Below are 25154 nucleotides of genomic sequence, written 5' to 3'. Positions count from 1 at the left end.
GGTTTAGTTGAGCATAGAATTTACAGAGGAAAAGCAGTCAAAATAAAATCCCCCTCATCCGCATTGGGAGAGGGGTTAGGGCGATTGAATCTACTAATTTAGCTTATCTAAAGCTGCGGTACAAAGCGCTCTTTATCGGGAACAACGGTGTATTCAGCAACAATTTGCCGGAACTCTTCACCATCAATGGTTTCTTTCTCTACTAGGAGATCGACGAGGCGGTCAATGACCACGCGATTGTCCCGGATAATCTTGATGGCCAGTTCGTAGCTGTGCTGCACCAACTCCCGCACTTGGGCATCAATGCGAGCCGCAATTTCTTCGGAGTATTCTGTTCGAGACACCAAGTCCCGCCCCAAGAACACTTCACCGTTTTGGGTTTCCAAGGAGAGAGGCCCTAGATCTGACATACCAAAGCGGGTCACCATTTGCCGTGCCATCGCTGTCACTTGCTGCAGGTCATTGCCAGCACCAGTCGTGACTTCAGCATCGCCAAAGACGACGTATTCAGCAGCCCGACCGCCCAAGGCACCAGCCATCCGCGCCATCAGTTGCGATCGCGAGATCAATCCGGAATCCTCTGAAGGCATGAACCAAGTCAGGCCACGGGCTTGACCACGAGGCACTAATGTCACTTTTTGCACAGGATCGTGATCCTTGAGCAGCGTACCGACAATGGCATGACCCACTTCGTGGTAGGCGATGAGGCGCTTGCTCTTGCCGTCAATCAGCGGTGTGCCCTCCATACCAGCAACAACCCGGTCCACGGCATCGTCAATTTCCAGCATTGTGATCGCGGGTTTCCGCCGCCGGGCCGTGAGAATCGCCGCTTCATTGAGGAGGTTGGCCAAATCGGCACCCGTAAAGCCGGGGGTACGGCGAGCGATCGCCTCAAGGGAAACTTCGGGCGCCAATTTCTTGTTGCGGGCATGCACCTTGAGAATCGCCAAGCGACCCTTAATATCCGGCGCATCCACCACCACCTGTCGGTCAAAGCGACCCGGACGCAGGAGAGCCGCATCCAAGACATCCGGACGGTTGGTTGCCGCAATCACGATGATGCCGGTATTCCCCTCAAAGCCATCCATTTCGGTCAGCAGTTGGTTGAGGGTTTGCTCCCGCTCATCGTTACCGCCGCCAATGCCAGCCCCGCGTTGGCGACCCACAGCATCAATTTCATCAATAAAGATGAGACAGGGAGCATTTTCCTTGGCCTTGCGGAACAAGTCCCGGACGCGGGAGGCACCAACACCAACAAACATCTCGACAAATTCTGAACCCGAGATGGAGAAGAAGGGTACCCCTGCCTCACCCGCGATCGCCTTGGCGAGCATCGTTTTCCCCGTGCCGGGGGGACCTACTAGGAGAACCCCTTTGGGAATGCGAGCACCCACCGCTGTAAATTTCTCGGGCTTCTTCAGGAAGGTGACCACCTCTTGTAGTTCTTCCTTGGCTTCATCGACACCAGCAACATCGTCAAACATGACACCCGTTTTGGCCTCCATTTGGAAGCGGGCGCGAGACTTACCGAAGTTCATCGCCTGACCTGGGCCTCCGGGCACGTTGCTGGAGCGGCGGAAGAGGAAAAAGAGTCCTCCCAAGAGCAAGACGGGGAAGAGTAAATTACCCAAGAGTCCCCACAGGGCACCATCATTGCGAGCGGGATGGACATCAATTTCTACGTGCTGCTCCCGCAGTTTACTAATGACTTCTGGAGCCGTCCCCGGCATATCTACCCGTACCCGCAGGGGGCGACCGTTAATCAGTTCCGGATCAGAGACATCCACAATGGCGGTGCGACCATTATCGAAAATGTCCACTTTACTAATGCGACCCGCATCTAAATAGTTGAGGAATCGCCCATAGCTCATGCGCGTACTGGCGGTATTCAGAGGAGGCTGACTTTGATTGAGCATAAAGTTGCTCGCCCCCTGCCAGAGGAGAACCCCCATGAGCAGTAGGGGGATTGACCAAAGGAGAACAGTTTTCCAAGAGACTTTCATTGGCGGCGCTTTTTATCAGGTTCTTAACTAAATTTAACATATCCCTCCCAAAGGGGGAGTATTAGTTCATCATGCCCTCAAGCAGGCGATCGCGCCGTTGCTGGAGAACTGCTTGCAGCAGAGGATAGCCCCGTAACTCAGGATCCTGGGCGATCAGTTCACTGGCCGCCGATCGCGCCGCCTCTAGGCAATCTTGATCCTCAACGAGGCTAGCGAGGGCAAAGTCCGGTAATCCCGATTGCCGCGTCCCCAAAACCTCCCCCGGACCGCGCAGCCGCAGATCCATCTCTGCAATAAAGAAGCCATCCTGAGACTGCGCCAGCACATTCAGCCGTTGCTTGGCAGCATCATTGCGAGAACTATTGAGCAGCAGACAATAGGATTGTTGGGCACCCCGCCCCACCCGCCCCCGCAGTTGATGGAGTTGGGATAGGCCAAAGCGTTCAGCATGTTCAATGAGCATCACCGTGGCATTGGGGACATCTACCCCCACCTCAACCACCGTGGTAGCCACCAGAATATCCAATTCCCCCTTGGCAAAGGCTTGAATCGTGGCATCCTTGTCACTCGATGCCATGCGACCGTGGAGCAGCCCGACGCGAAAATTGGGAAAAACCTCCGTTTGTAATCGCTCGTGCTCGGCAATGGCGGATTTCAGATCCAGTTTTTCCGATTCCTCAACCAAAGGTAAGACAATGTACGCTTGCCGCCCTTGGGCCACTTCACGGCGGATTAAATTGTAGGCGCAGGAGCGATCGCCCCGTCCCAACACCGTGGTTTGAATCGGCTGCCGACCGGGGGGCAATTCATCAATTTGACTCACATCCAAATCTCCATGGAGGGTCAAGGCAAGCGTGCGGGGAATCGGTGTCGCCGTCATGGTCAACACATGGGGCAGGAGTCCCTTGGCTTGCAGCTTTGCCCGTTGTGCCACCCCAAAGCGGTGCTGTTCATCAATCACCACCAGACCCAACTGCTGAAACGTCACCCCCTCTTGGATCAGGGCATGGGTGCCCACCAGCACCGGCAATTCCCCCGTTGCCAATTGATCCAGAATCTGGCGGCGCTTGCCTGTACGTATCGATCCTGTGAGCAATTCCACCGGCACATGCAAAGGGGTGAGCCATTCCAAGAGCTTGCGATAGTGCTGCTCTGCCAGAACCTCTGTGGGTGCCATTAGTGCCCCTTGATAGCCGGACTGCACTGCCGCCAATAGGGCAATCACGGCAACAACGGTTTTGCCGGACCCCACATCTCCTTGGACAAGGCGATTCATGGGAATCGATCGCTCTAAGTCTGCCAAAATTTCGGCCACCACCCGCTGCTGCGCCCCTGTGAGTTGAAAGGGCAGCCCTTGGTAAAACTGCTCAATCAGTTCCCCTTGGGGATTGAGGGGGGCACTGGCCTGCTGTTGCTGCTGGCGCCGCCGTTGCAGTAACCCCAGTTGCAGGTAAAAGAATTCATCAAAAATCAGCCGCCGCCGTGCCAGACTCAGTTGCGTTTGATCTGGCGGAAAGTGAATGTGACGCAGCGCCGTATCTAGGGGCATGAGTTGATGACGTTGGCGCAGCGCCTGCGGTAGGGGATCAGGATAGCCCTGCACCAAGGGCAGAACGCGATCGACCGCACGGCGAATCACATCGGGAGATACTCCCTCCGTTAAGGGATAGACCGGCACAATACGGCCAATGGTGAGGGAGTCTATTTCTGCCCCAGCATGATCCAGCACTTCCAACTGCGGATCTTCAAGGGTAAGGCCATACTTCGTCAGTTTCACGAGGCCAGAGGCAGCAACGATGGTCTGGGGGGCATAGAGGCGTTTTTGCTGCTCTTGCCACCCCCGTTGGGCATAGCGGGCACCCGCATAGAAGCGACTCAGGCGAATTTGCCCGGTGCGATCTTGAAGAACAATTTCTAAGATCGTCAGCTTGGCATTGCGGGGACTGGTAAAACAGTTGCAACGGCGGACTTTACCCACAAGGGTGACGGTCTCCCCAGCTTGGAGTTGCCGAATCGGCACTTGGCGGGCATAGTCAATGTGATCGCGGGGGAAGTAGTAAATGAGATCCGCAACCGTATAAAGCCCGAGTTTTTCCAGTTTCGCCGCAGTGCGCTCACCAATCCCATTCACTGTTTTGAGCGCTTGATCGAGGGGACGGGGGCGCGGGGGCGGACTTGTGAGTTGTTTGTGGACATCGTGGAGCAGTTGGCGCGTTTTCACCACGAGGTGTTGTCGTTGGCTGGGGGAGAGATCGTTGTAGTGGGCATAGGCTGCCGCCGTTTCCTGCCAGCGATCGCGCACCTGAAGGGGGAGTTGTTGCAGAGGGGCTTGCGTTAACGCTGCGTGTAAATACTCATTAAACCGATAGGTATTGCCCTGAAGGTTGCAAAAACCCCGCTCTGTTTCAATGGCAAGGGCGCGTTGTAGGCGTGGCCAGTCAAGGGACACAGCAGGCCTCCTTCCCTATTGCTCACCATCCATTGCTTCGGGGACACTGGCGGTCGCGTCTGCGGCTTCATTGGCTTTCCACGTTTGCCACCATGCCCGACTGGCCTTGAGAACCAGATATTGCCGCTGTTTTTTATGCAGTTGCTTCTGGAGGGTGGCCAGACGTGCTTCCAGTTGGCGAATTTGACTGCGCTGATTGCCGAGGGGAGGATGCTGAAACTCCAGTTCCTCAAGTTGCAGGTAAATGGCTGCCATGGGGTGATGACTGGAAGATTCCCTTGGGGACTCACTGGTGTCTCGCTCCTCTTCGCCCTCCTCTTGTAGTTTCTGCTCATCTAGCATCATCGTCAACAAATGGGGAATCCGCCCAAGGGGACGATTTTCCGCCTTACTGGCAATCTCTAAAATGACCGCGATTGGGGCAGGCGGTAAGATAGCCGCCCGTTGCAGTAGATGGTTCATCTTGAGCGAACTTTGATAAAGAACTTGGCTCAATTGCTCCGATAGGGAGGGGGGTTCCTGTTCCTTGGTTGCGTCTTCTTCCCCATTCGTCGCCTCTTGCCTTGCAGTTGAGTCTTCTTGGCGACGGGGCTGTAGGCCTAAAATTGTGGTTTCCAAGGCGATCGCCAGTTCAACAATCTGACGCTGAAGGTCCTGTCGCTCTGGGTCTTCAAGGGTCAAAAATTTCTCTGGAAAGACTTGAGTGCACACCTGATAACTGACGGTGATCAACTGCTGGCGGGCAATGGGGGCGAGCATTTCTAGATAAACATCATAAAGCTGACGCATTTCCGCCAAGGCGGCCAATAGCATCCCCTGTAACCCTAAAATTTCCCGCTCAACGGCTTCTAAGTTACCCGACATACACGCCTAACTGGCAAAACAGTGCTGCTGCGTTTAAGAAGACTGTTTCTACAATCTATTACAACATCTTGGCGAGGATAGCCTGTTCACCGACTCATGGCAAGATGGTGAGGTTGCAAAGGTGAGACAGAAACGTGGATATTATTCTCTGGCTGCAAGCAGTCATCCTCGGCTTCGTGCAAGGTATTACAGAGTTCTTGCCCATTAGCAGTACCGCTCACTTGATTCTCTTTAGTGACCTCTTGGGGTGGAAAAGTGTCTGGCATAAAACTGCCCTAGATGCGATGCAATTTGGTAGCGTGATCGCGGTTTTTGGCTATTTCTGGCAGGATATTCGCCAAATTGTCCAAGGGGCTTGGCAGGCATGGCAACAGCGGGATTGGCAGCGGGAAGAATGGAAACTGTTGGTTGGGATCACGGTGGGCACGATTCCCGCACTAGCGGCAGGACTTCTTCTGAAATGGGCCAAAGTTGAGTTGGATCGGCCTCAGATCATTGCCACGATGGCGATCGCCATGGCAATTCTTTTGGGACTCGCAGAAAAATGGGGTTCCCGCAAACGCACCTATCAAGACATTGGCATTTTAGATGGCTTTCTAGTGGGTTGTGGCCAGATGATTGCCCTGCTGCCGGGGGCTTCGCGTTCAGGCTCCACGCTAACAACAGCTTTATTTTTAGGGCTGGAGCGGCAAACAGCGGCGCGCTTTTCTTTTCTGTTGGGCATTCCCACACTGACGATCGCCACCCTTGTCCAAGCCAAAGATGTTTTTGATGAGGGGACGCTGTTTATTCCTCTTGTGATTGCCACACTCTCGAGCATGTTTTTTTCCTATTTGGCGATCGCTTGGCTGCTGCGATTCCTGCAACGCCATTCCACTTGGGTCTTTATCTGGTATCGCATTGGCTTGGGAACTGCATTGTGGGGCGCGATCGCCCTCGGTAGTCTGCGAACCTAAGGAACAACATTTAGCAAAATTTAACCTAACCTGTGGTCGAGATCACAGGGAAACTACGGATGCCTTGCCATACTAGATGTGGAATCGTAAGAATAGGCGATTTCATAGTCGCAGTTGATATCTAGTTCAGGTATCTATTTAAGTTGTTGTTCAATAACCCAAGAAGACCGTAGGATGTGCTCATTGATCTGCTCATTTTGAAGCTGTGGGGGATTTAAGGTACGGTGTGTTCTATGTTCAGCACGACAGCCAATACTGACCTCAAGCATTCCACCCTCTCGCTGTTGCAGGCATACCAAGACAACCCTGCACGCGAATTGCGGAATCGCCTTGTCGAGTTGAACATGGGACTGGTACGCAAGGAAGCCCATCGCTGGGTACAGTGCACCCAAGAAAGCTTTGACGACCTGATGCAAGTGGGCACCCTTGGCCTCATTCACGCCATTGAACGCTTTGATCCAAGTAAGGGAGTGGCCTTCAGTTCCTTTGCCATTCCCTACATTCGCGGTGAGATTCAACACTACCTGCGGGATAAAAGTCCGCAAATTCGCGTCCCCCGCCGTTGGCAAACCCTCCAAAGCCAAGGAAAGCGGGTGATTCAAGAACTCCGCCAACAACTGCATCGCCCCCCCACCGATAACGAAATTGCCCAAGCGCTCGATGTCCCCCTTGAAGAATGGCAAGCGGCAAAATTTGCCAACTACCACACCACCCCGGTCAGCCTAGATGCCCCCGCCTTTGAGGGTGAGGAAGATGCCGTTTCCCTCGGTGACATCGTGCCCGATCAACGGTACCAAAGTTTTCAACTCGCCCAAGAAGATCGCATTCGTTTGCAGCAGTGTCTGCAAAAACTAGAAGCCCGCACCTGTCAGATTCTGGAATTTGTCTTTTTGCACGATTTGAGTCAAAAAGAAACTGCTGAACTCTTGGGTCTAAGTGCGGTCACAGTTTCTCGCCAGATTAAAAAAGGCCTGCAAGCCCTACAACGGATGATGAGTCACGACGACGCTGAATCCTGAAAACGCATAAAATATATTTATGGTTAATTTTGCTGCCCCCCTAGCGGCTTTAGCGGCACATCGTTGGTTCAAACTCATTAACGGTGCCAGTTTCCAAGATGTTGCCCAAATTTATAACTTGACGTTGGCCTATGCACTGGCAGGGGCTGATTGTATTGATGTGGCCGCCGACCCTGCCGTGATTTACGCGGCTAATCACGCTTTGACAGTTGCGGCAAGCCTTGGGGCCACTCGCCCCCTGCTGATGGTGAGTATTAATGATGGGGCTGACCCGCATTTTCGTAAGGCCACGTTTGATCCGAGTCGCTGTCCCCCAAGGTGCGATCGCCCCTGTGAACGCATTTGTCCTGCTGCCGCCATTCGCTTTGATGAACAGGTGCAGGGGGTGGTGCGCGATCGCTGTTATGGTTGTGGCCGCTGTTTACCCCTGTGCCCCTTGGGTTTGATTTCCACCTATGAGCAGCCAGCGGTGTTTGAGCAGATCACTCCCCTCATTGCCCAAGGCACCATTCAAGCCCTAGAAATCCACACCCAACCCCAGCGCTACAGTGCCTTTACCCAGCTTTGGCAGCGAGTGCGGCCTTGGGTGCGCTATTTACAGGTGCTAGCCATCAGTTGTCCCCAAGGCGAGGGAGTAATTGACTATTTGCGCTGGATCAATGGGCAGATTCAACCGTTGCAGTGTGCCCTCATTTGGCAGGCGGATGGTCGTCCCATGAGTGGCGATATTGGCGATGGTGCAACACGAGCCACCATTCAATTGGGTCAAGCCATTTTAGGGGCAAATTTACCCGGATTTGTGCAGTTGGCGGGCGGCACAAATGGCCATACGGTTGCTAAACTCAGGGCAATGGGATTGCTAGATCCACAGGGAATTGCTGGTGTTGCCTATGGTAGTTATGCTCGCAAACGCCTTGCCCCTTTCCACGCGATCGCCGACCAACCCTGGCAAACTGTTCCTGCCGTCCTTGCAGCGGCTGTTGCTGAAGCAGCTACCCTTGTGTCTCCTTTGAAATCTGTCCCGTCACCCTCTGTACCCTATGGTTGAATTGACTGCTGGACAACGCCAAGTCACTGACGATCTCGATCAATTATTGGCGATCCTACCGCCGCCCCTTGGACAGTCCCTCACCGATCATCCACAGCGGGAAGAACTCTTAGAAATCGTTCTCGATTTGGGGCGATTGCCGGAAGCACGGTTTATCCACAGCACCCAATACCTTGCCGAGACGCCCGTCAGCCGTGAGATGTTGCAATATGCCGTGGATCGGGTGGGTGAGTTTAGTGGTGACAATCGCGCTGGGATTGAGCGTACGCTGCACCGCATTAGTGCCCTGCGCAATCGCCAAGGAACGATTATTGGCTTGACCTGCCGGGTGGGGCGAGCCGTCTTTGGCACGATTGGTATGATTCGCGACTTGGTCGAAAGTGGCCAGTCTATTTTGCTTTTAGGTCGCCCCGGTGTTGGTAAAACAACGGCACTACGGGAAATTGCCCGCGTCTTGGCCGATGAGTTGCACAAACGGGTAGTGATTATTGACACCTCTAATGAAATTGCGGGCGACGGTGATATTCCCCATCCAGCGATTGGCAAGGCACGACGAATGCAGGTGGCGCGTCCGGAACTTCAGCATCAGGTGATGATTGAGGCGGTGGAAAACCACATGCCGCAGGTGATTGTCATTGATGAAATTGGCACAGAGCTAGAGGCGCTTGCTGCACGGACGATCGCCGAGCGGGGGGTACAACTGATTGGTACTGCCCACGGCAACCAAATTGAGAACCTGATGAAAAACCCGACCCTCGCGGATTTGGTGGGGGGCATTCAATCGGTCACCCTTGGGGATGAAGAAGCACGGCGGCGCGGCACCCAAAAGAGTGTTCTTGAACGCAAAGCTCCACCCACGTTTCAAATGGCAGTGGAAATGCTGGAGCGCGATCGCTGGGTTGTGCATCTCGATGTGGCCGCCAGTGTGGATCTCCTACTGCGGGGTCGCCAACCCTCACCTGAAATTCGCAGTGTTGCTGCCGATGGCTCAGTGGTGATTAGTCGTCCTGAGCCTCCTTCCCAGCGATCGGAGGTCAAATCTGTGCCTCAGCGTCCCTCTTGGCGTGAGAGTGGCCAGATGCTACCCGTCGTCGATGCCAACAAAGAACCTCTGCGAGCCAACTTTGCCCAACTGCTCGAAGCCACATTGGATGCCCCCACGGTTGGGCCGAATGGCGAAGAACTCCCCCTCCACGTCTTTCCCTATGCCGTCAGCCGCCATCATTTAGAGCAAGCCATTCGCACTCTCAACCTACCCATTATTGTCACTAAGGATATTGATCAAGCGGATGTGATTTTGACGCTGCGCTCCCATCTCAAGGGGGAAAGCAAGCTGCGGCACCTTGCCCATATTCACCATCTCCCCGTCCATGCCATTAAGACAAATAGTATGGCGCAAATTGTGCGGGGGTTACGGCATTTGCTTGGCATGGAAGACCCCAGTCCAGCCGAGTCAGCAGATCTCTCCCTCTTTAGTCCAACGGGCAGCGATGATGAATTGGAAGCCCTTGAGGAGGCGCGTTTAGCTGTGGAAGAAATTGTGATTCCCAAGGGTCAAGTGGTGGAGCTACTCCCGCGATCGGCCAACATTCGGCGAATGCAACATGAGTTGATTGAGCACTACCAGTTGACCTCCTGTAGCTTTGGTGAAGAGCCGAATCGGCGGCTGCGGATTTACCCGAATCTATCACGCTAATCAGGGATTGACCAGTGCCTGCAAAAAGGCACCTCTGCGCTCAATGGGCAAAATATGCTGCAACCGCCAAGGGCAATGGCCTGCTTGAGGACGCCAAAAATGACACGGGTGGCCGCATCTTGGGCGCAGTAAGTATAGTTTGGGCATGAATGCAGGTTCCTGTTTGTCAGCGGCTGAGGTTTAGAAATTGTGCGAGTAGTGGATCATTCATGGGTTCTATTCCCTAGGCTATGATCGTATAGAAAATACCTGAGCTTGGCGGCAATCCTCAATCAAGTCAATAATCAAGTCAATAATCAAGTCAATGACACAAGCATACACCCCTGAAGATGTTTGGCGGTTATTGGGGGAGTTGCTGGAAGCCCAAAAGGAAACAGAACGTCGATTTCAGGAGACTGAGCGGCGTTTTCAAGAAACTGACCGCCGTTTCCAAGAGACTGAACGGTTACTGCGAGAAGAAGCTCGCCAACTTAACCAACAGATTGGCAAACTGGGTAACCGTCTTGGGGAATTTGTGGAATGGCAAGTACGTCCAGCCGTGCTGCGCTTATTTCAGAGTCGGGGCATTGCTGTCTCCCAACTCTACAGCGATGTGATCCTCCAAGATGGGAATGAGAGCCTAGAGATTGATCTGTTGGTCGTTAACACCGATGAAGCCGTTCTCGTTGAGGTGAAAACCAAGCTCAGCCAAAGTGATGTGGATGAACACCTAGAGCGGATTGCTAAATTTCGCCGTTTGGCCCATCAGTATCGGGGCACAAAACTCTTGGGAGCCGTGGCGGGGATGATTGTGCCGCCTGAGGTGGCTCGCTATGCCTATCGGCAGGGTCTATTTGTGTTGGCGCAGTCGGGAGATGGCGTGGCAATTCTCAACGACCTGCAGTTTCAGCCCCGCGCGTGGTAAAGCACAGTGGCAGTGCCCTTGCGCAGTTTATGATGGAAATTCTCTGAGCGCCTCCTAGGCTATGATGAGAGGGTTAGCTGTAGCCTAGAAAACCCGACCAAGATCATGACACAAGCCCATACCCCTGAGGATGTTTGGCGGTTATTGGGAGAGCTGCTGGAAGCTCAAAAGGAAACAGAACGCCGATTTCAAGAAACTGAGCGGCGTTTTCAAGAGACTGAACGGTTACTGCGAGAAGAAGCTCGCCAACTTAACCAACAAATTGGCAAACTGGGCAACCGTCTTGGGGAATTTGTGGAATGGCAAGTACGTCCAGCCGTGCTGCGCTTATTTCAGAGTCGGGGCATTGCTGTCTCTCAACTCTACAGCGATGTGATTCTCCAAGATGGGAACGAGAGCCTAGAGATTGATCTGTTGGTCGTTAACACCGATGAAGCCGTTCTCGTTGAGGTGAAAACCAAGCTCAGCCAAAGTGATGTGGATGAACACCTAGAGCGGATTGCCAAATTTCGCCGTTTGGCCCATCAGTATCGGGGTACAAAACTCTTGGGAGCCGTGGCGGGGATGATTGTGCCGCCTGAGGTGGCTCGCTATGCCTATCGGCAGGGTCTATTTGTGTTGGCACAGTCGGGGGATGGGGTGATCATTCTCAATGATGCCCAGTTTCAGCCCCGCGCGTGGTAAAGCAAGGGAATTTTCCTCTGAGGTGTGGGAGCGATCGCCCCCTAGGGTATGATTGTAGGGTTAAACTCTGTGAATCGCAGGCAACACCTGACTCAATAGGGCTTGCTGAGCGAGTCTTCCAGAGCCATTGAAAACGATTGGAATTACACATTTTAGGATGACCACCCCTTTACTCCTACGTGCTGCCCGTGGTGAAAGTGTTGAGCGTCCCCCCATTTGGTTGATGCGGCAAGCTGGACGCTACATGAAGGTCTACCGTGACCTGCGCGATCGCTATCCCTCGTTTCGTGAGCGATCGGAAATCCCCGAACTGGCCATTGAAATTTCACTCCAACCCTTTCGTGCCTTTGCCCCCGACGGTGTGATTCTCTTTTCGGATATTCTCACGCCCTTGCCGGGGATTGGTATTCCCTTTGACATTGTCGAGAGTAAAGGGCCGATCATTGATCCACCCATCCGTACCCTTGAGCAGGTGCAACAACTCCATCCCTTGGAACCGGAAGTAGCCTGTCCTTTTATTCGTCCAATTCTCTCGACCCTGCGCCAAGAGGTGGGCGATCGCGCCACGGTGCTGGGGTTTGCCGGTGCCCCTTGGACCCTTGCCGCCTATGCCATTGAGGGCAAAAGCTCCAAGGACTACATTGAAATCAAAACTATGGCCTACCGTGAGCCAGAGTTGCTCCACAAGTTTTTAAACCATTTGGCCACTGCCATTGCCGACTACCTGTGCTATCAAATTGACTGTGGTGCCCAAGTGGTGCAACTGTTTGATTCGTGGGCGGGTCAACTCAGCCGTCAGGACTACGATACCTTTGCCTTCCCCTACCAAAAGCAGGTGGTTCAGCAGGTCAAAGCCGTCTATCCCGATGTGCCAATCATCCTCTATATCAATGGCAGTGCCGCAGTGGTCGATCGCATGGCAGCAACTGGGGCAGATATTGTCAGCCTTGACTGGACTGTGGACATTGGCACGATTCGCCAGCAGTTTCCTGCCAGTGTCGGTCTGCAGGGGAATTTAGACCCCGTTACGCTCTTTGCCCCCCAGCCAGTGCTCAAGGAACGAGCGCTAGCCATTATCGAAGCGGGTCGCAAGGGCAAATATATCTTTAACCTTGGCCATGGCGTTCTCCAAGGAACCCCTGAGGAGAATGTGGGTTTTCTCTTTGATCTGGTGAAGTCCCTCGGCTAATGCGCATCTTAATCACGGGTGCCAGTGGTTGCATTGGCCAGTACATCGCTGAGGCGCTGATCCAAGAGACGGATCATGAACTCTTTTTGCTGGTGCGGGATCCAGCACGGTTGCAGATTGATCCTCACCAAAGGGCCGGGGTGAACGTGATTCAGGCGGATCTCATGGATTTGACCCCCTTGGAACCGCTACTGCCCACCCTCGATCTTGCGATCCTAACGGCAACCGCTTGGGGAGGGAATAATGTCTTTGCCATCAACTACGAGCAAACCTGCCATCTCCTCAAGCAACTGGATCCGCAACGCTGCCAGCGGGTCTTTTATTTTTCAACGGCAAGTATCCTCAATCATCAAATGGAACCGCTGCCGGAAGCAGGCACCTTGGGAACGGATTATATTCGCTCTAAGTATGAGTGTCTCCATGCCATTGAGCAGTTGCCGGTGGGCGATCGCGTGATTGAACTGTTTCCCACGATGGTCTTTGGTGGTGGCGCCGATGGCAAGCGACCCTCGTTCATCACTGAGGGCATGCGCGAAGTGCTCAAGTGGCTGTGGTTGGCTCGCTTTTTCCGTGCTGATGCCAGTTTTCACTTTGTCCATGCCCGCGATATTGCCCAAGTGGTTCTCTACCTGTTGCAGCATCCTGAGTATCCCGTACCGCGTCGGGTGGCTCTGGGTAACCCGCCAATTACTGTCAATGAGATGTTGGCGCAGTTGTGCGCTGCGGCAAAGCTGCCCATCTATTTGCAAGTCCCCTTGACGCTGCCAGTGATCAACTTCTTTGTGCGGGTATTTCGAGTGCAAATGTCGCCGTGGGATTATTTTTGCTTGAACTATCGTAACTTCACCTATGACACCGTGCTTAATCCTCAAACCTTGGGGCTAACTCCCTACTGTGCAACCGTTGAGGATTTGCTACGCTGTAGCTTGGGCACGGCAGACCTCTAAACTTAACCATTGCGGAATCTTTGATGGCAGGGATTTGGTTACTGAAGTCAGAGCCAAGCGTTTTTTCTTGGCAGGATTTGCAGGCAGCCCCACAACAAACCACCTGTTGGGAAGGGGTACGCAACTACCAAGCTCGCAATTTTATCCGCGATCACATGCAGGTGGGCGATCGCGTGCTCTTTTACCACAGTAATGCCAACCCACCAGCCATCATGGGCATTGCCGAAGTCGTCAAGGCCGCCTATCCCGACCACTTTGCTTGGGATCCGGACAGTCGCTACTTTGACCCCAAAAGCACGCCTGACAATCCCCGCTGGTTCATGGTGGATATTCAGTATCGCCGCGATTTTTCACCGCCAATTACACTTCCAGAACTGCGGCAAACGCCCGGCCTAGAGGGGATGCTGCTGTTGCAAAAGGGCTGCCGTCTCTCAGTACAACCGGTCACCGAACAGGAGTGGCAGATTATTCTCGGTTTGCGATCGCCCTAGGGTTGGCGAGGCAGACGGCGCAAATAGGGTAAATTTTTCAGGTGGCGATCGCTAGAGTATTGAAAGCCAAAATCCGCATATTCGGCGGTATTCACCAGTCGCCGAAAGGCCGATAAGCCAATCCGCCGCTTGCCATCGAGGGTACTCACCTTGGAGTTGGGGTTATCTGGGTTGCCGCCCAAGAGTTGAAAGGCCTCTTCAGGAGTCAGCCACTCCTTACTGGGATCACCGGTGGGAATTTTTTCCTCGAGGTGTTTGAGCTTGGTGACGAGGCTTTCCCAGAGATTGCGGCGCGGTTGTTGCTGCTGCGAACGAGCGGTCAGCGATCGCCACAAGCGTTGCAGTTGTCCTCCTAGATACTGGAAAAAACGCTTGACCAACCGCCCGATTTGACTCAAAAGCAGGGGTAATCCCGTGGGGGGCGGTGGCGGCGATCGCTCAATAACCACTGTACTCCAACCGCAGGCACTACACACTTGGCGGCCAGAGGACAAGGGCTTTCCTAAACGAGCACCACAGCGAGGGCAAATTTCCAGCATTCGTTGCACTTTACGACTGATGAATCAAATTTTAGCGGAATTGCAGCGGCTACCGAGGACGGCGATAGAAGGGGCGAGGAACCACCACGGCTGGGACTTGGCGATCGCGCACCTGTACCGCCAGTTCCCGACCGATGTGGGCAAACTCTGGAAAGACATAGCCAAGGGCGATCGCCTTCCCCAAGGTGGGAGATAGGGTGCCACTGGTAACCTCCCCCACAGCCTGTGCCCCCGCATAGATAGGATAGCTGTGGCGAGCGATGCCTTTGCCCACCAGTTCTAACCCCACCAATTGCCGCTCAATCCCCTGCTGCTTTTGGGCTAAGAGAGCCGCACGACCCACAAAATCGGGCTTTTGCCAATCAATCAGCCAATCGAGACCCGCCTCTAGGGGGGTGGTTTGCTCATCCATGTCTTGGCCGTAAAGGAGCATGGCCGCCTCCAAGCGCAGGGTATCCCGCGCCCCCAAGCCACAGGGAGTCACACCCGCCGCCAGCAGGGTTTGCCACAACTGTTGCCCCAATTCTGGTGCCACAAGAATTTCCCAACCGTCTTCGCCGGTGTAGCCCGTACGCGCAATCCAAGCGGGCTGTTCCAGCAGGTTCACTTGAGCATGGCGATAGGCCTTGAGGTCATTTAGGGGGCGATCGCACAGGGGAGCTAAGGTCGCTGTCGCGGCAGGGCCTTGAAGGGCAATCAGTACCTGTGTCGCTGACTCATCAATGAACTCAATACTGGCGGGTAAATACGTCTGCAACCATGCCCAGTCCTTGGCAGTGGTGGCTGCATTGACAATACAACGCACTTGACCCTCGCCTATGTAGAGAATGACATCATCGACAATGCCCCCGGCCTCATTCAGGAGAACGGTGTATTTCGCTTGGCCGGGCTGGAGACGACTGAGATTGGTGGGTACCCGTTCTTGGAGTGCCGCGATCGCCTCAGAACCGCGCAGCAGAAACTTGCCCATGTGGGAAATATCAAACATCCCCACCCGCTGCCGCACCGCTTGGTGTTCCTGCAAAATGCTGCTGTACTGCAAGGGCATCTCCCACTCGCCAAAGGGGGTAAACCGTGCCCCTTGATGCAGGGAATAGAGGGGCGTACGACGCAACGCTTCAGCCATAGAGATTATCCAGTTGTTGTTGTAGTTGGGTGGGGGTCAGTGCCGGTTCGCGGCAGCGCAAGCCTTCACAGACAAGGGCGACTGGCTCGAGGTCATCGCGAACTTTGAGGACAGCCGTTGGCAAGTAGCGCTCCCAGAGGGTTGTAACCTGATCAGGCCGCGCTTGCACACAGACAGGACGTAGATACCACTGCAACGCCGCCAAAAGGCTCGGACAACTCTGGGGAGACTCCTTCATCAACGGGCTAAAGAAACGCAATCCCTTTTCTGCCTGTTCGAGGTAGGCAGGATTCTCTGTAAGCAAAAAGAGTTGCACCAAGTTGGCGATCGCCACCCCATTCGCAGAAGGTGTAGCATTATCGAGACCTTCCCGCTGGCGCACAATCAAATCGGCGCGCTCCGGTGCATTGTAGTAGCCCCCCTCTGTTGCCGCCAATTCCTGATCAAAGAGGGTTTGATACTGCGTGGCCAATTCCAACCACGGCTGAGCCGCCTCCCCCACCGCTAAACTGGCTTGATGCAGGGCAAGCAGGGCTTGGATCCAGTAGGCATAATCCTCGGCCTGCGCCACTTCGGCCACGGTGCCGCCATAGTTGAGGCGGTAGAGTTTGCCTTCTTGATATTGATGCTCGTGGAGCCATTGTGCCGCTTTAGCCGCTCGCTGCCAGTAGGTGCGCTCTCTCCAGACTTGGGCTGCCGTTGCTAAGCCAGTGATCATCAGGCTATTCCAAGCCAAAATCATTTTTGTATCAGTGACCGGCGGAATCCGTCCCGGCCAAGCCTGTCCCTTTGCGGTTGCATTATCCGTGGCCACGGGAAAGGGTTGATCCATGGGCGTATCGGCACCATAGCGGCGAGCAAAGAATTTACGCAGAATCGGTGCTAGCACCTCAGGATTCGCCGGCGGGCGCACTTGCTTGAGCACAATCTTGCCCTCGAAGTTGCCCCTGGGAGAGATGTCAAAGTGGGCTTGCAGTTGTGCCAATTCCGTTGGGGTTAGGGTCTGCTCTAGCTCTGCATATTGCCAGCAATAAAAGGCGCCCTCCTCGGGTTCAGGATCATTGGCACTGATAAAGCTATCGGCATCCTGTGCTGCATAGAAGTACCCCTCAGGGGCCGTCATTTCGCGATCAAGCCATTGAATTGTTTGGGCAATTGCAGCGGGAATCTGGGGGGCGCGATCGCCCTGCTGCCACAGCCGCGCTAGATAGGTCACAATTTGGCCATTGTCGTAGAGCATTTTTTCAAAGTGGGGCACTGTCCACTGCGGATCCACGGTGTAGCGATGCCAACCACCGCCCACATGGTCATAGATCCCCCCCCGCAAGAGGTTGTGTCCCCGCAACTGACACAGCTGCAACAGTTCTGGGGGATCGGGACTAAACGCCAGCCCCTGTAGGAGCATTTGGGCATAGGGCATCATCGGAAAGCAAGTACCTTGGGGGCGATCGCGCAAAATCGGCGTCACTTGGCGAATCCCTGCCCTTAGGAGTTCTTCAGTCAAGGGGACGGCTTCTCCCATCTCAGGGGGGGGAGCGAGATATTGCCAGAGCGTGGCCTGTTGGGCAGCGAGCTTGTCCTTTTCTTGGTCATAGAAGCGGCGCACCGCCTGCAACACCTGTAAAAAGCCCGGACGGCCATAGCGCGGCTGCACAGGAAAGTAGGTACCACCATAAAAGGGACGGCGATCCTGCGGCGTCAGGAACACATTGAGCGGCCAGCCTCCTTGACCCGTCATCAGTTGCAGTGCCTGCATGTAAATACTGTCCAGATCGGGTCGCTCCTCGCGATCCACCTTAATCGGCAGGAAATGGGCATTGAGATAGGCGGCAATCTCCAGATCCGAAAAGGCTTCCCCCTCCATGACAGTGCACCAGTGGCAACTGGAGTAACCAATCGAGAGAAAAATCACCCGATCCTCTGCCGCTGCTTTGGCAAGGGCTTCATCACACCACGGCCACCAGTCAATGGGGTTTTCGGCATGCTTGCGCAAATAGAGACTTTGGCACTGGCTAAGGCGATTCGGCATGGCAGCGCACCATTTCAACACTAATTTGACCCGTAAAATTGGGCACGGGGGGGGCAAGTTTGGTTACACGCACAGCAGCTCGCTGCACTTGGGGGGGCGCTAGGCACAGTTTCATAATTGCTGCTGCTAGGGTCTCAATTAAGTGAAAGCGTTGCTGCTGCATTAACTGCTCGATGGCTTGCAAGAGGGGGCGATAGTCAAGGGTGTCCTCGAGGCGATCGCTGGCCGCCGCTTGTGCCATATCCAACCAGAGCTTAATATCAATCTCAAACCACTGGCCGAGAATTTGTTCCTCTGGTAGGGCGCCCGTATAGCCGTAGTAGCGAATTCCCGAGAGGTGGAGACAGTCAGTTGATGATTCGCTCAAGGGGATCGATCCATGACAACACAGGAAAAAATTCTGCTGGGCCTACTGATTTTTGTGCCCCTTGCCCTCCTTAACTTTATCGTCAAAATGCCGCCAATGGTGAGCTTTATCCTCAGTGGTCTCGCCATTGTGCCCCTTGCGGCTGGGATTGCCAATTCCACAGAGGCGATCGCCGAAGTCATTGGCCCTGCCCTTGGCGGACTCTTGAATGCCACCTTTGGCAATGTCACTGAGATGATTATCGCCATTGTCGCCCTGCGTCAGGGTCTGGCAGAGGTGGTAAAAGCCAGTCTCAGCGGTGCCATTATTGCCAATTTGCTTTTGGGATTGGGTCTGGCCATTGTTGTTGGGGGCATCCGATTTCCAGAGCAGCAGTTCTCAGCACCTGTGGCACGCATTAATGCCTCTGCCCTCACCCTATCGGTGATTGTGCTGATGACCCCGACCGCGATTCAGGCGGCGGCGCCCAGTGTGCCGCTTCACTTGATTGATCACTTCTCCTATGCGTCGGCGATTTTGCTGCTGATTTTTTACGGTCTGATGTTGCTCTTTTCTATGAAAACCCATCGTCACCTCTACCTGATGGATGAGACGATCGCTGGTCAGGAACCCTCCCCCACTGTCAATCTCAAGGTGCCCGTTGCCATTCTGCTGGTGGGTACGATTTTGCTGGTCTTTGTTTCCGACATCCTCGTGGATAGTTTGCAGGACAGCATTAGTGAAATCGGGTTGACCCAATTGTTTACAGGTGTGTTTCTCATTCCCATTTTCAGCAGTGTGGTTGAGTTCATCACCTGTATCAAGTTTGCCCTCAATAATCGTATGGAAGGGGCAGTGGCGGTGGCGATTGGGTCTAGCTTGCAGATTATCCTTTTTGTGGCGCCGGTGCTTGTGCTGGTGGGCTGGCTCTTGGGACAACGGGAGATGAACCTGAGCTTTAACCTCTTTGAGCTGCTGGCAGTTGTGGCTGCTGTCGCGATCACTAACTCCATTAGTAGTGATGGGCGCAGCAATTGGCTAGAGGGCGTCCTGCTAATAATGACTTACCTCGTGCTAGCGATCGCCTTCTTTATTCACCCATAAAAAAATGCGGATGGCGAGACTCGAACTCGCAAGGCAAAGCCACACGCCCCTCAAACGTGCGCGTATACCAATTCCGCCACATCCGCGTAGCTTTATGATTATAGCGCAGATGGCTGAATTTCTGAAAGTGGTGATCTGGCCTCTCGATGGCAGAAAATTAAAGTGCCCTTCTCTAAAATCGCTGTCTTGCTGATCTTGGGAGAACTGCCATGAATGCAGCCGCTTACTTGATTGGTACCGTTGCCCACAGTAGTGGCCTGCCCGTCAAGACTATTCGCTATTACGAGGAATTGGGGCTGTTGCGAACTGTTGGCAGAACCAGTGGGGGCTATCGCCTCTTTGCTGAGGATGTCTTTGCTCGCCTAAGTTTTATCAAACGTGCCCAGTCCCTTGGCCTCACCCTGAGCGACATCAAAGCCTTGCTTGAGGTATACGATCGCGGTGAGATTCCCTGTGATCACATCAAGGAAAAGTTAGAGGAAAAATTGGCGGCCATTGAGGCACAAATTCAGCAGTTGCAGATTCTTAAACAGGAATTGCAAGGCCTCCTCTCCGGCTGGCGATCGCCCGCGCAACTCCAACAGGGCAGGATCTGTCCCATTCTCCAGCCAGTGGTGCGCTCCTAACTACTCGTTCATATTCTTGTAGGTGGCCACTGCCGAAGGGGAAATCTGGTTGAGATAACGGAAAATCCAATACTTAAATACCGTATCGAGCATCACGGGAAAGGTGGCGATAAACATATTGATAAAGTCCTCATTGCGCGGAAAGCCAAAGTGCTCGAGGGCATTGTTCACCAACACTTCCCAGCCGTGGGGGGAGTGGTATCCGACAAATACATCTGTAAACAAGATAATGATAAAGGCTTTGGCACTGTCACTGAGGCCATAAACCACTTCATCCAAAAAGGCTTTGACAATCGCCAGTTGCCGTTGACCCGTAAACACCAGGCCCAAAAAGACCGTAAAGCCCAAGGCATCGGAAAGGATGTTTTTCAGGGGTTCAATCAGTTCCTTTTGGTATTCCGTGGATAGCTCGATCGCCTTCTCGCGGATGCGGGCTTGAATTTCCTCTGCAGAAACAGGAACATTGCTCACCAGACTTTCAAAGCGAATTTTATTTTCAAAGCGAGCCAGTTCATCGAGAATGTTGTCTTCCAATTGTGAGTTAATGATGCGTTCAATCTGCCCTACCGCCTTAAAGTGGTTGACCAAGGGACTCACAATCAGTGCCTTGGAAATTTGCTGGGTCAACAGGGGCAAAATCACCAGCAAGAGCATAAAACGAACCGCCAGACGGGTGCGCAGCTTTGAGGTGCGAAAATCACGAACGACTTCAGCTTCGGTGGTTTCATCGGAATTGAGTTCACGGCGAAAGCGATCGGCGGTGCGCAAAATCGAGCGCGGAATAAAGCTGCTGCTGTCCAGCTTGGAATCATCGGTGAGATCATCACTGATATATTCCGAGAGATAAAGGGAATCATCCTCAATTTTGTCGAGGGCAGCCGCCTGCTGGCGTTGTTGGGGATCTTGGCGACTGAGGCTGGGACGGGCAAGGGCATTGAGTTCCTTTTCACGCTGCCGTTTATAGCGGTTGAGGGTGGCATCAATCACCCGCAGCTTTTCATAAACGCTGGGTTCCTCGGTCGTGCTACTGACGGTAGCCGTCACCGTATAGGTTGCTGTTGCGTCATCCATACTGCCATTGACCGGAGTGGGGGGGCTTTGGGGGGGAGCAAGGGGCAAAATTTGACGGCTGGCGCGAAACTCCATCATCCGCATACGAATGGTTTTTAGCAGTTGTTTTAGCTCTGTCTCGAAATAGCTAGAGACTTCTCCCACGGGTAGATTGAGGGGACTAATGGGTTGACCGTCAAAGTGTTCCAGTTCGATGGCGCGAATTTTCAGAGCGGCTTCATAGGCTTCCTGTAGGGCGCGGTTCGGAGTTGTGCGATACCACTGCTCTGCACGCTTGATCCAGTCTCTGAGGCGAATAAAGGGGTTGCTGGACATTGCTATTGTTCTCTTACCGCAGCAGCAATAAATCGATAGGATAGATAGAATCGTAGCAAATTGACTTTGCAGGCTTTTGTGGCGGTGTTGCAGTGGATCAGTGGCGGTAGTCGCAGTGGCAAGACCTGTGCACTGGTAAGGGAATTTGCCCAGTGGGTCGGGCAGGACAAGTCCGTGATTCCCCGTGAGCGATCGCTCCTCTTTTTGACGGATAGCGTAGAAGGCCGCCAAGCCATCCAACGGGAAATTGAGTCACAGTTGGGCAGTGGCTACAGACCTTATATCACCACGCCAGTGGGCTTCATGCAGGATGAGGTGGAACTTTTTTGGCCACTACTGGTGCAGGCGAAGGCCGTTGATCCGCATCCCCCTTTGCGTCTGAAACCAGAAACGGAGTTGGTATGGGCACAGCGGTTGTGGCAGCCTTGGCTTGCCAACCAGACGTTTGCTGTCCTCAGTGAAAATCGCGATCGCGCCACTCGCCATCTGCTTGATATTTTTCAATTGGCTGCCTTTGCCCGCCTCAGCCTCGATGATCTACCCCAACTCATTTGGGATCATCCGCTTGAGATGCCTTCAGAAACCGTGGGGGCGATCGTCACTGCCCTGAAACAGTGGCAAAGTTGGTGTACTGCCCACAGCCTTCTCACCTACGGCATCACCACGGATTTATTTGGCCGAGTTCTCCTTGACCATCCTCGATACCAAGCCTCCTTGGGGCAACGGTTTCAGTGTCTTTTGGCTGACAACACCCACAACTATCCAGCGGTGATGGCGGATTTGATCGCCCGCTTCAACCAACAGGGGATCAAGATTGTCCTGACTCACCAACCCATTGGCGCTGTCCGTCTCGGTCTGGGAGCTGATCCCGATGCGTTTCTCAGCCTGAAAAACCAAGCCACCGTCATTGAGCAACCCTGCCCTGCCGAAACGATTTTTGGCAACACCCCTCTCCAAACTGAGATTCAAGAACGCCTCACTACGCCCCAAGCCACGCTGCCCGAAAACATCGCGGCTATTCAAACCACTTCGCGGATGCAACTGTTGCAGGAAGTGGTTGCAACGATCGCCACCGCCATTCATCAAGGGATGGTGCAACCAAACGAGATCGCCATCCTTGCCCCTGGTTTAGATAGCGTTGCCCGCCATGTCTTTAGCACTGAGCTAAAAAAACGCGGCATTCCCTTGGTGATCTGGAATGAGCAGCGCCCTCTGATTCAATCCCCCTTTGTGCGTGCCCTTTTGACGCTGTTGCTGTTTGTTTATCCGCGAACGGGAATGATCCCAGAGGCAACGGCGGTTGCGGAGATGTTAACGGTTTTGCTGCCGCGAGCGATTGACCCTGTGCGGGCAGGCCTGCTCTCTTGCTATTGTTTTCAGCCGGGGCTGGAGAAAGCTGAACTGCTGAGCACAACCCAGTACAGCCATTGGGATCGCTTTGGCCATCGTGCCACGGACGCCTATGAGAACTTGCGTCATTGGCTGAGCACGCTAGATCCTAGCCAAATGCCTGTGTATCTCCTAGAGGCGGCGATTCAACGCTATCTCTGGCCACACAACCTGACAGCCAGTGAATTGGCACCCCTGCGATCGCTCCTTGAGGGCACAGCCGCCTACTGGCAAATTTATGATCACCTCCCAGAACACCGAGCTACGCCAACGGCTGAGCGACTACGGGAATGGATCGCCCTACTGCGGCGGGGAATTGTAACCGCTGATCCCGCTCCACCCCTGCGGCAATCCCAAGGGGTGCTCCTTGCCACCACATTTCAATACCGCAGTGCCCAGCTGGCTCATCGCTGGCATTTTTGGTTAGATGTCGGCAGTCCGCGTTGGCAGGATGGCGGCTTGCAATGCCTTTGGCAGGCGCCGATCTTTTTGCGGCAGGGGGCGGCGAGTCCCAGTGCACGGGTGTGGCAATTGGAGTCAGAACGTCTGGAGCATTTACTGGTGGATCTATGTTCACGGGTGAGCGATCGCCTGTACCTCTGCCACAGTGATTTGGCAGCCAATGGCCGGGAACAGGAGGGCACCCTCAGCGTATGGGTAGATCTGGCGGTGGGCGATCGCCTCCAAGCTGTTACCGATGGCACTATGATAAATAACGCGATTTGCTCGTCCTCCTAGGGAGAAACACTGCTTGTCACCGCACTTTTCACTCACTACTCCCCTGTACTACGTCAATGCCCTTCCCCACATTGGCAGTGCCTACACAACCATTGCTGCCGATGTGCTCGCTCGCTTCTATCGTTTGCAGGGCTATCAGGTGCGGTTCATTACCGGTACCGATGAGCATGGCCAAAAAATTGAGCGCACCGCCCAACAGCGGGGTCTCAGTCCCCAAGCCCACTGCGATGAGATTGCCGCTGGTTTTCAAGCCCTGTGGCAACAATTGAATATCCACTACGATCGCTTTAGCCGCACCACCAGTCCTCGCCACCACGCCATTGTCAACGAGTTTTTTCAGCGGGTATGGGACAACGGCGACATTTACCTCGGTCAGCAGCAGGGTTGGTACTGTGTCGAGTGCGAAGAATTCAAGGAGGAACGCGAACTGCTTGAGGGTCGGCGCTGCCCGATCCATGTGAATCGGACGGTGGAATGGCGAGATGAGCGCAACTATTTTTTCCGCCTCTCGAAGTATCAGCCGGCGCTCTTGGACTACTACGCTGAACATCCTGACTTTGTCCAGCCCCCTAGCCGTCGCAATGAGGTGCTGAGTTTTATTGAGCGGGGGCTGCAGGACTTTTCCATTTCGCGGGTGAATCTGGCATGGGGGTTTCCCGTGCCCACGGATCCAGATCAGACCCTCTATGTCTGGTTTGATGCCCTCTTGGGCTATGTCACTGCCCTCTTGGAACCAGAAGATGAGCCAACCTTAGCCAATGCCCTCAAAACTTGGTGGCCGATTAACCTGCACATGATCGGTAAGGATATTCTTCGCTTCCATGCCATCTCTTGGCCAGCAATGTTGATGTCGGCGGGCTTGCCGTTGCCAGAGCAGATCTTTGTTCATGGCTTTCTCACCAAGGATGGTCAAAAAATGGGCAAAAGTCTGGGGAATACCCTTGATCCCTTTGCCTTGGTGGCGCAATACGGTGCCGATGCCGTGCGCTACTACTTCATGAAAGAGGTGGAGTTTGGCCGCGATGGTGACTTTAGCGAGACCCGCTTTGTCAATATCCTCAATGCGGATCTGGCCAATGATCTGGGCAATTTGCTCAATCGCACGCTGAAAATGGCTTGGAAATATACCGATGGGAAAGTACCCAATGTCCAAGGGTCAGCGATTCCGCGCGAGCATCCCCTGCGGCAACTGGCGGAGCACCTCTGCCAAACCTATGGCCAAGGGTATCGGCAACTGGCCTTCCATGAGGTGTGTCAACAGGCACTGACGCTGGCACGGGCGGGGAATAAGTTCCTTGATGAAGAGGCACCGTGGAAACGCTATAAGGCTGGGGAAACGCAAGCGGTGGCGGAGATTCTCTACTGTGTATTGGAGTCAGTGCGCCTTGTGGCCTATGTCCTTGCCCCGATTATCCCCCAACTGAGTGAGGCTATCTATAGGCAGTTGGGCTATAGTATTAAATTTAACGGATCAGTTGCCCCCGACCTTTTGGGCGATCGCCAAGCCCAGTGGGGTGTTTTACCTGCGTCACAACCTCTGGCCAATCCAGAGCCGATTTTCCAAAAACTGTCGCTGCCTGCAACTGTCGCTGATTCCCCTTGACGCGCGATACGCTAGAGG

At 54.0% G+C, this 25154-nt stretch carries 21 protein-coding genes and 1 tRNA gene; 13 read left to right on the top strand and 9 right to left on the bottom strand.

Annotated features, from left to right (window positions below; translation table 11 throughout):
* Positions 1-107: 107 nt before the first annotated feature.
* The 3 genes from ftsH2 to RHJ31_RS01250 all read right to left on the bottom strand — a co-directional run bounded on the left by ftsH2 (position 108) and on the right by RHJ31_RS01250 (position 5316).
* Positions 108-2003: an ATP-dependent zinc metalloprotease FtsH2 gene (ftsH2, locus tag RHJ31_RS01260; protein WP_302677071.1), complete on the bottom strand. Its 1896-nt coding sequence runs from the start codon at positions 2001-2003 to the stop codon at positions 108-110.
* Between the two features lie 61 nt (positions 2004-2064).
* On the bottom strand, positions 2065-4452 hold the full coding sequence (gene recG / locus RHJ31_RS01255) for an ATP-dependent DNA helicase RecG (RefSeq protein WP_302677069.1): 2388 nt from the start codon (positions 4450-4452) through the stop codon (positions 2065-2067).
* 15 nt (positions 4453-4467) lie between these two features.
* On the bottom strand, positions 4468-5316 hold the full coding sequence (locus RHJ31_RS01250; RefSeq protein WP_302677068.1) for a hypothetical protein: 849 nt from the start codon (positions 5314-5316) through the stop codon (positions 4468-4470).
* A 134-nt stretch (positions 5317-5450) separates the two neighbouring features.
* On the opposite strand from RHJ31_RS01250, the gene RHJ31_RS01245 reads away from it, so the two are divergent.
* The 9 genes from RHJ31_RS01245 (at position 5451) to RHJ31_RS01205 (ending at position 14250) form a co-directional block, all read left to right on the top strand.
* A complete protein-coding gene (locus tag RHJ31_RS01245) occupies positions 5451-6272 on the top strand; it encodes an undecaprenyl-diphosphate phosphatase (RefSeq protein WP_286668757.1) in 822 nt (273 codons plus the stop codon).
* A gap of 233 nt (positions 6273-6505) precedes the next feature.
* Positions 6506-7291, top strand: coding sequence for an RNA polymerase sigma factor SigF (locus RHJ31_RS01240; protein WP_302677067.1), 786 nt, complete (start codon positions 6506-6508; stop codon positions 7289-7291).
* Positions 7292-7310: 19 nt separating this feature from the next.
* Positions 7311-8339: a circadian clock protein LdpA gene (gene ldpA / locus RHJ31_RS01235; protein ID WP_302677066.1), complete on the top strand. Its 1029-nt coding sequence runs from the start codon at positions 7311-7313 to the stop codon at positions 8337-8339.
* Positions 8332-10035, top strand: a complete 1704-nt coding sequence (locus RHJ31_RS01230) for a R3H domain-containing nucleic acid-binding protein (RefSeq protein WP_302677065.1) — start codon at positions 8332-8334, stop codon at positions 10033-10035. Before ldpA ends, RHJ31_RS01230 begins: the two co-directional genes overlap by 8 nt.
* 304 nt (positions 10036-10339) lie before the next feature.
* On the top strand, positions 10340-10939 hold the full coding sequence (locus RHJ31_RS01225; protein ID WP_302677064.1) for a hypothetical protein: 600 nt from the start codon (positions 10340-10342) through the stop codon (positions 10937-10939).
* A gap of 105 nt (positions 10940-11044) precedes the next feature.
* Positions 11045-11623 (top strand): hypothetical protein, encoded by a 579-nt coding sequence (locus tag RHJ31_RS01220; protein WP_302677063.1) that lies wholly within the window; start codon positions 11045-11047, stop codon positions 11621-11623.
* 157 nt (positions 11624-11780) lie between these two features.
* The gene (hemE, locus tag RHJ31_RS01215; RefSeq protein ID WP_206200720.1) at positions 11781-12812 is read left to right on the top strand and encodes a uroporphyrinogen decarboxylase; all 1032 of its coding nucleotides are present in this window, start codon (positions 11781-11783) and stop codon (positions 12810-12812) included.
* Positions 12812-13759, top strand: a complete 948-nt coding sequence (locus tag RHJ31_RS01210; protein ID WP_302677062.1) for an NAD(P)-dependent oxidoreductase — start codon at positions 12812-12814, stop codon at positions 13757-13759. Before hemE ends, RHJ31_RS01210 begins: the two co-directional genes overlap by 1 nt.
* Before the next feature lie 23 nt (positions 13760-13782).
* Positions 13783-14250, top strand: a complete 468-nt coding sequence (locus RHJ31_RS01205) for an EVE domain-containing protein (RefSeq protein WP_302677061.1) — start codon at positions 13783-13785, stop codon at positions 14248-14250.
* On the opposite strand, the gene RHJ31_RS01200 is transcribed toward RHJ31_RS01205, so the two are convergent.
* The 4 genes from RHJ31_RS01200 to folB are packed head-to-tail and all read right to left on the bottom strand — an operon-like array spanning position 14247 to position 18311.
* Positions 14247-14789: a hypothetical protein gene (locus RHJ31_RS01200; protein WP_302677060.1), complete on the bottom strand. Its 543-nt coding sequence runs from the start codon at positions 14787-14789 to the stop codon at positions 14247-14249. The two genes, RHJ31_RS01205 and RHJ31_RS01200, sit on opposite strands and share 4 nt — an antisense overlap.
* A 49-nt stretch (positions 14790-14838) precedes the next feature.
* Positions 14839-15915, bottom strand: a complete 1077-nt coding sequence (gene gcvT, locus RHJ31_RS01195) for a glycine cleavage system aminomethyltransferase GcvT (protein WP_302677059.1) — start codon at positions 15913-15915, stop codon at positions 14839-14841.
* The gene (locus RHJ31_RS01190) at positions 15908-17944 is read right to left on the bottom strand and encodes a thioredoxin domain-containing protein (protein ID WP_302677058.1); all 2037 of its coding nucleotides are present in this window, start codon (positions 17942-17944) and stop codon (positions 15908-15910) included. The genes gcvT and RHJ31_RS01190 overlap by 8 nt, the downstream gene beginning before the upstream one ends.
* Positions 17928-18311 carry a dihydroneopterin aldolase gene (gene folB, locus RHJ31_RS01185; protein WP_255521478.1) on the bottom strand — a complete coding sequence of 128 codons (384 nt, stop codon included), beginning with the start codon at positions 18309-18311 and terminating at the stop codon, positions 17928-17930. Before folB ends, RHJ31_RS01190 begins: the two co-directional genes overlap by 17 nt.
* Before the next feature lie 12 nt (positions 18312-18323).
* Between folB and cax the strand changes: the two genes are divergently transcribed.
* Positions 18324-19394: a calcium/proton exchanger gene (cax, locus tag RHJ31_RS01180; RefSeq protein ID WP_206200715.1), complete on the top strand. Its 1071-nt coding sequence runs from the start codon at positions 18324-18326 to the stop codon at positions 19392-19394.
* A gap of 5 nt (positions 19395-19399) precedes the next feature.
* Here the strand turns inward: cax and RHJ31_RS01175 are convergent.
* Positions 19400-19480 (bottom strand) — tRNA-Leu (locus RHJ31_RS01175).
* Between the two features lie 123 nt (positions 19481-19603).
* Between RHJ31_RS01175 and RHJ31_RS01170 the strand changes: the two genes are divergently transcribed.
* On the top strand, positions 19604-20020 hold the full coding sequence (locus tag RHJ31_RS01170; RefSeq protein WP_302677057.1) for a heavy metal-responsive transcriptional regulator: 417 nt from the start codon (positions 19604-19606) through the stop codon (positions 20018-20020).
* On the opposite strand, the gene pxcA is transcribed toward RHJ31_RS01170, so the two are convergent.
* Positions 20021-21406, bottom strand: a complete 1386-nt coding sequence (gene pxcA / locus RHJ31_RS01165) for a proton extrusion protein PcxA (protein WP_302677056.1) — start codon at positions 21404-21406, stop codon at positions 20021-20023.
* A gap of 60 nt (positions 21407-21466) precedes the next feature.
* Here pxcA and RHJ31_RS01160 point away from each other — a divergent pair, with 60 nt between their 5' ends.
* On the top strand, positions 21467-23533 hold the full coding sequence (locus tag RHJ31_RS01160) for a hypothetical protein (protein ID WP_302677055.1): 2067 nt from the start codon (positions 21467-21469) through the stop codon (positions 23531-23533).
* A 13-nt stretch (positions 23534-23546) separates the two neighbouring features.
* Complete coding sequence (gene metG / locus RHJ31_RS01155; protein WP_302677054.1) at positions 23547-25136, top strand: methionine--tRNA ligase; 1590 nt, start codon at positions 23547-23549, stop codon at positions 25134-25136.
* The last annotated feature ends 18 nt before the right edge of the window (positions 25137-25154 follow it).

It is taken from the genome of Thermosynechococcus sp. JY1331, from assembly GCF_031583475.1.
Taxonomy (GTDB): domain Bacteria; phylum Cyanobacteriota; class Cyanobacteriia; order Thermosynechococcales; family Thermosynechococcaceae; genus Thermosynechococcus.
Note: the sequence above shows the minus strand (reverse complement) of the source record. Positions and strands in the feature narration are given on the sequence as shown.

Coding starts and splice junctions, on each gene's coding strand:
- ftsH2 (WP_302677071.1), bottom strand. CDS start 2,003: ATGAAAGTCTCTTGGAAAACTGTTCTCCTTTGGTCAATCCCCCTACTG.
- RHJ31_RS01250 (WP_302677068.1), bottom strand. CDS start 5,316: ATGTCGGGTAACTTAGAAGCCGTTGAGCGGGAAATTTTAGGGTTACAG.
- RHJ31_RS01240 (WP_302677067.1), top strand. CDS start 6,506: ATGTTCAGCACGACAGCCAATACTGACCTCAAGCATTCCACCCTCTCG.
- ldpA (WP_302677066.1), top strand. CDS start 7,311: ATGGTTAATTTTGCTGCCCCCCTAGCGGCTTTAGCGGCACATCGTTGG.
- RHJ31_RS01230 (WP_302677065.1), top strand. CDS start 8,332: ATGGTTGAATTGACTGCTGGACAACGCCAAGTCACTGACGATCTCGAT.
- RHJ31_RS01225 (WP_302677064.1), top strand. CDS start 10,340: ATGACACAAGCATACACCCCTGAAGATGTTTGGCGGTTATTGGGGGAG.
- RHJ31_RS01220 (WP_302677063.1), top strand. CDS start 11,045: ATGACACAAGCCCATACCCCTGAGGATGTTTGGCGGTTATTGGGAGAG.
- hemE (WP_206200720.1), top strand. CDS start 11,781: ATGACCACCCCTTTACTCCTACGTGCTGCCCGTGGTGAAAGTGTTGAG.
- RHJ31_RS01210 (WP_302677062.1), top strand. CDS start 12,812: ATGCGCATCTTAATCACGGGTGCCAGTGGTTGCATTGGCCAGTACATC.
- RHJ31_RS01205 (WP_302677061.1), top strand. CDS start 13,783: ATGGCAGGGATTTGGTTACTGAAGTCAGAGCCAAGCGTTTTTTCTTGG.
- RHJ31_RS01200 (WP_302677060.1), bottom strand. CDS start 14,789: ATGCTGGAAATTTGCCCTCGCTGTGGTGCTCGTTTAGGAAAGCCCTTG.
- gcvT (WP_302677059.1), bottom strand. CDS start 15,915: ATGGCTGAAGCGTTGCGTCGTACGCCCCTCTATTCCCTGCATCAAGGG.
- RHJ31_RS01190 (WP_302677058.1), bottom strand. CDS start 17,944: ATGCCGAATCGCCTTAGCCAGTGCCAAAGTCTCTATTTGCGCAAGCAT.
- cax (WP_206200715.1), top strand. CDS start 18,324: ATGACAACACAGGAAAAAATTCTGCTGGGCCTACTGATTTTTGTGCCC.
- RHJ31_RS01170 (WP_302677057.1), top strand. CDS start 19,604: ATGAATGCAGCCGCTTACTTGATTGGTACCGTTGCCCACAGTAGTGGC.
- pxcA (WP_302677056.1), bottom strand. CDS start 21,406: ATGTCCAGCAACCCCTTTATTCGCCTCAGAGACTGGATCAAGCGTGCA.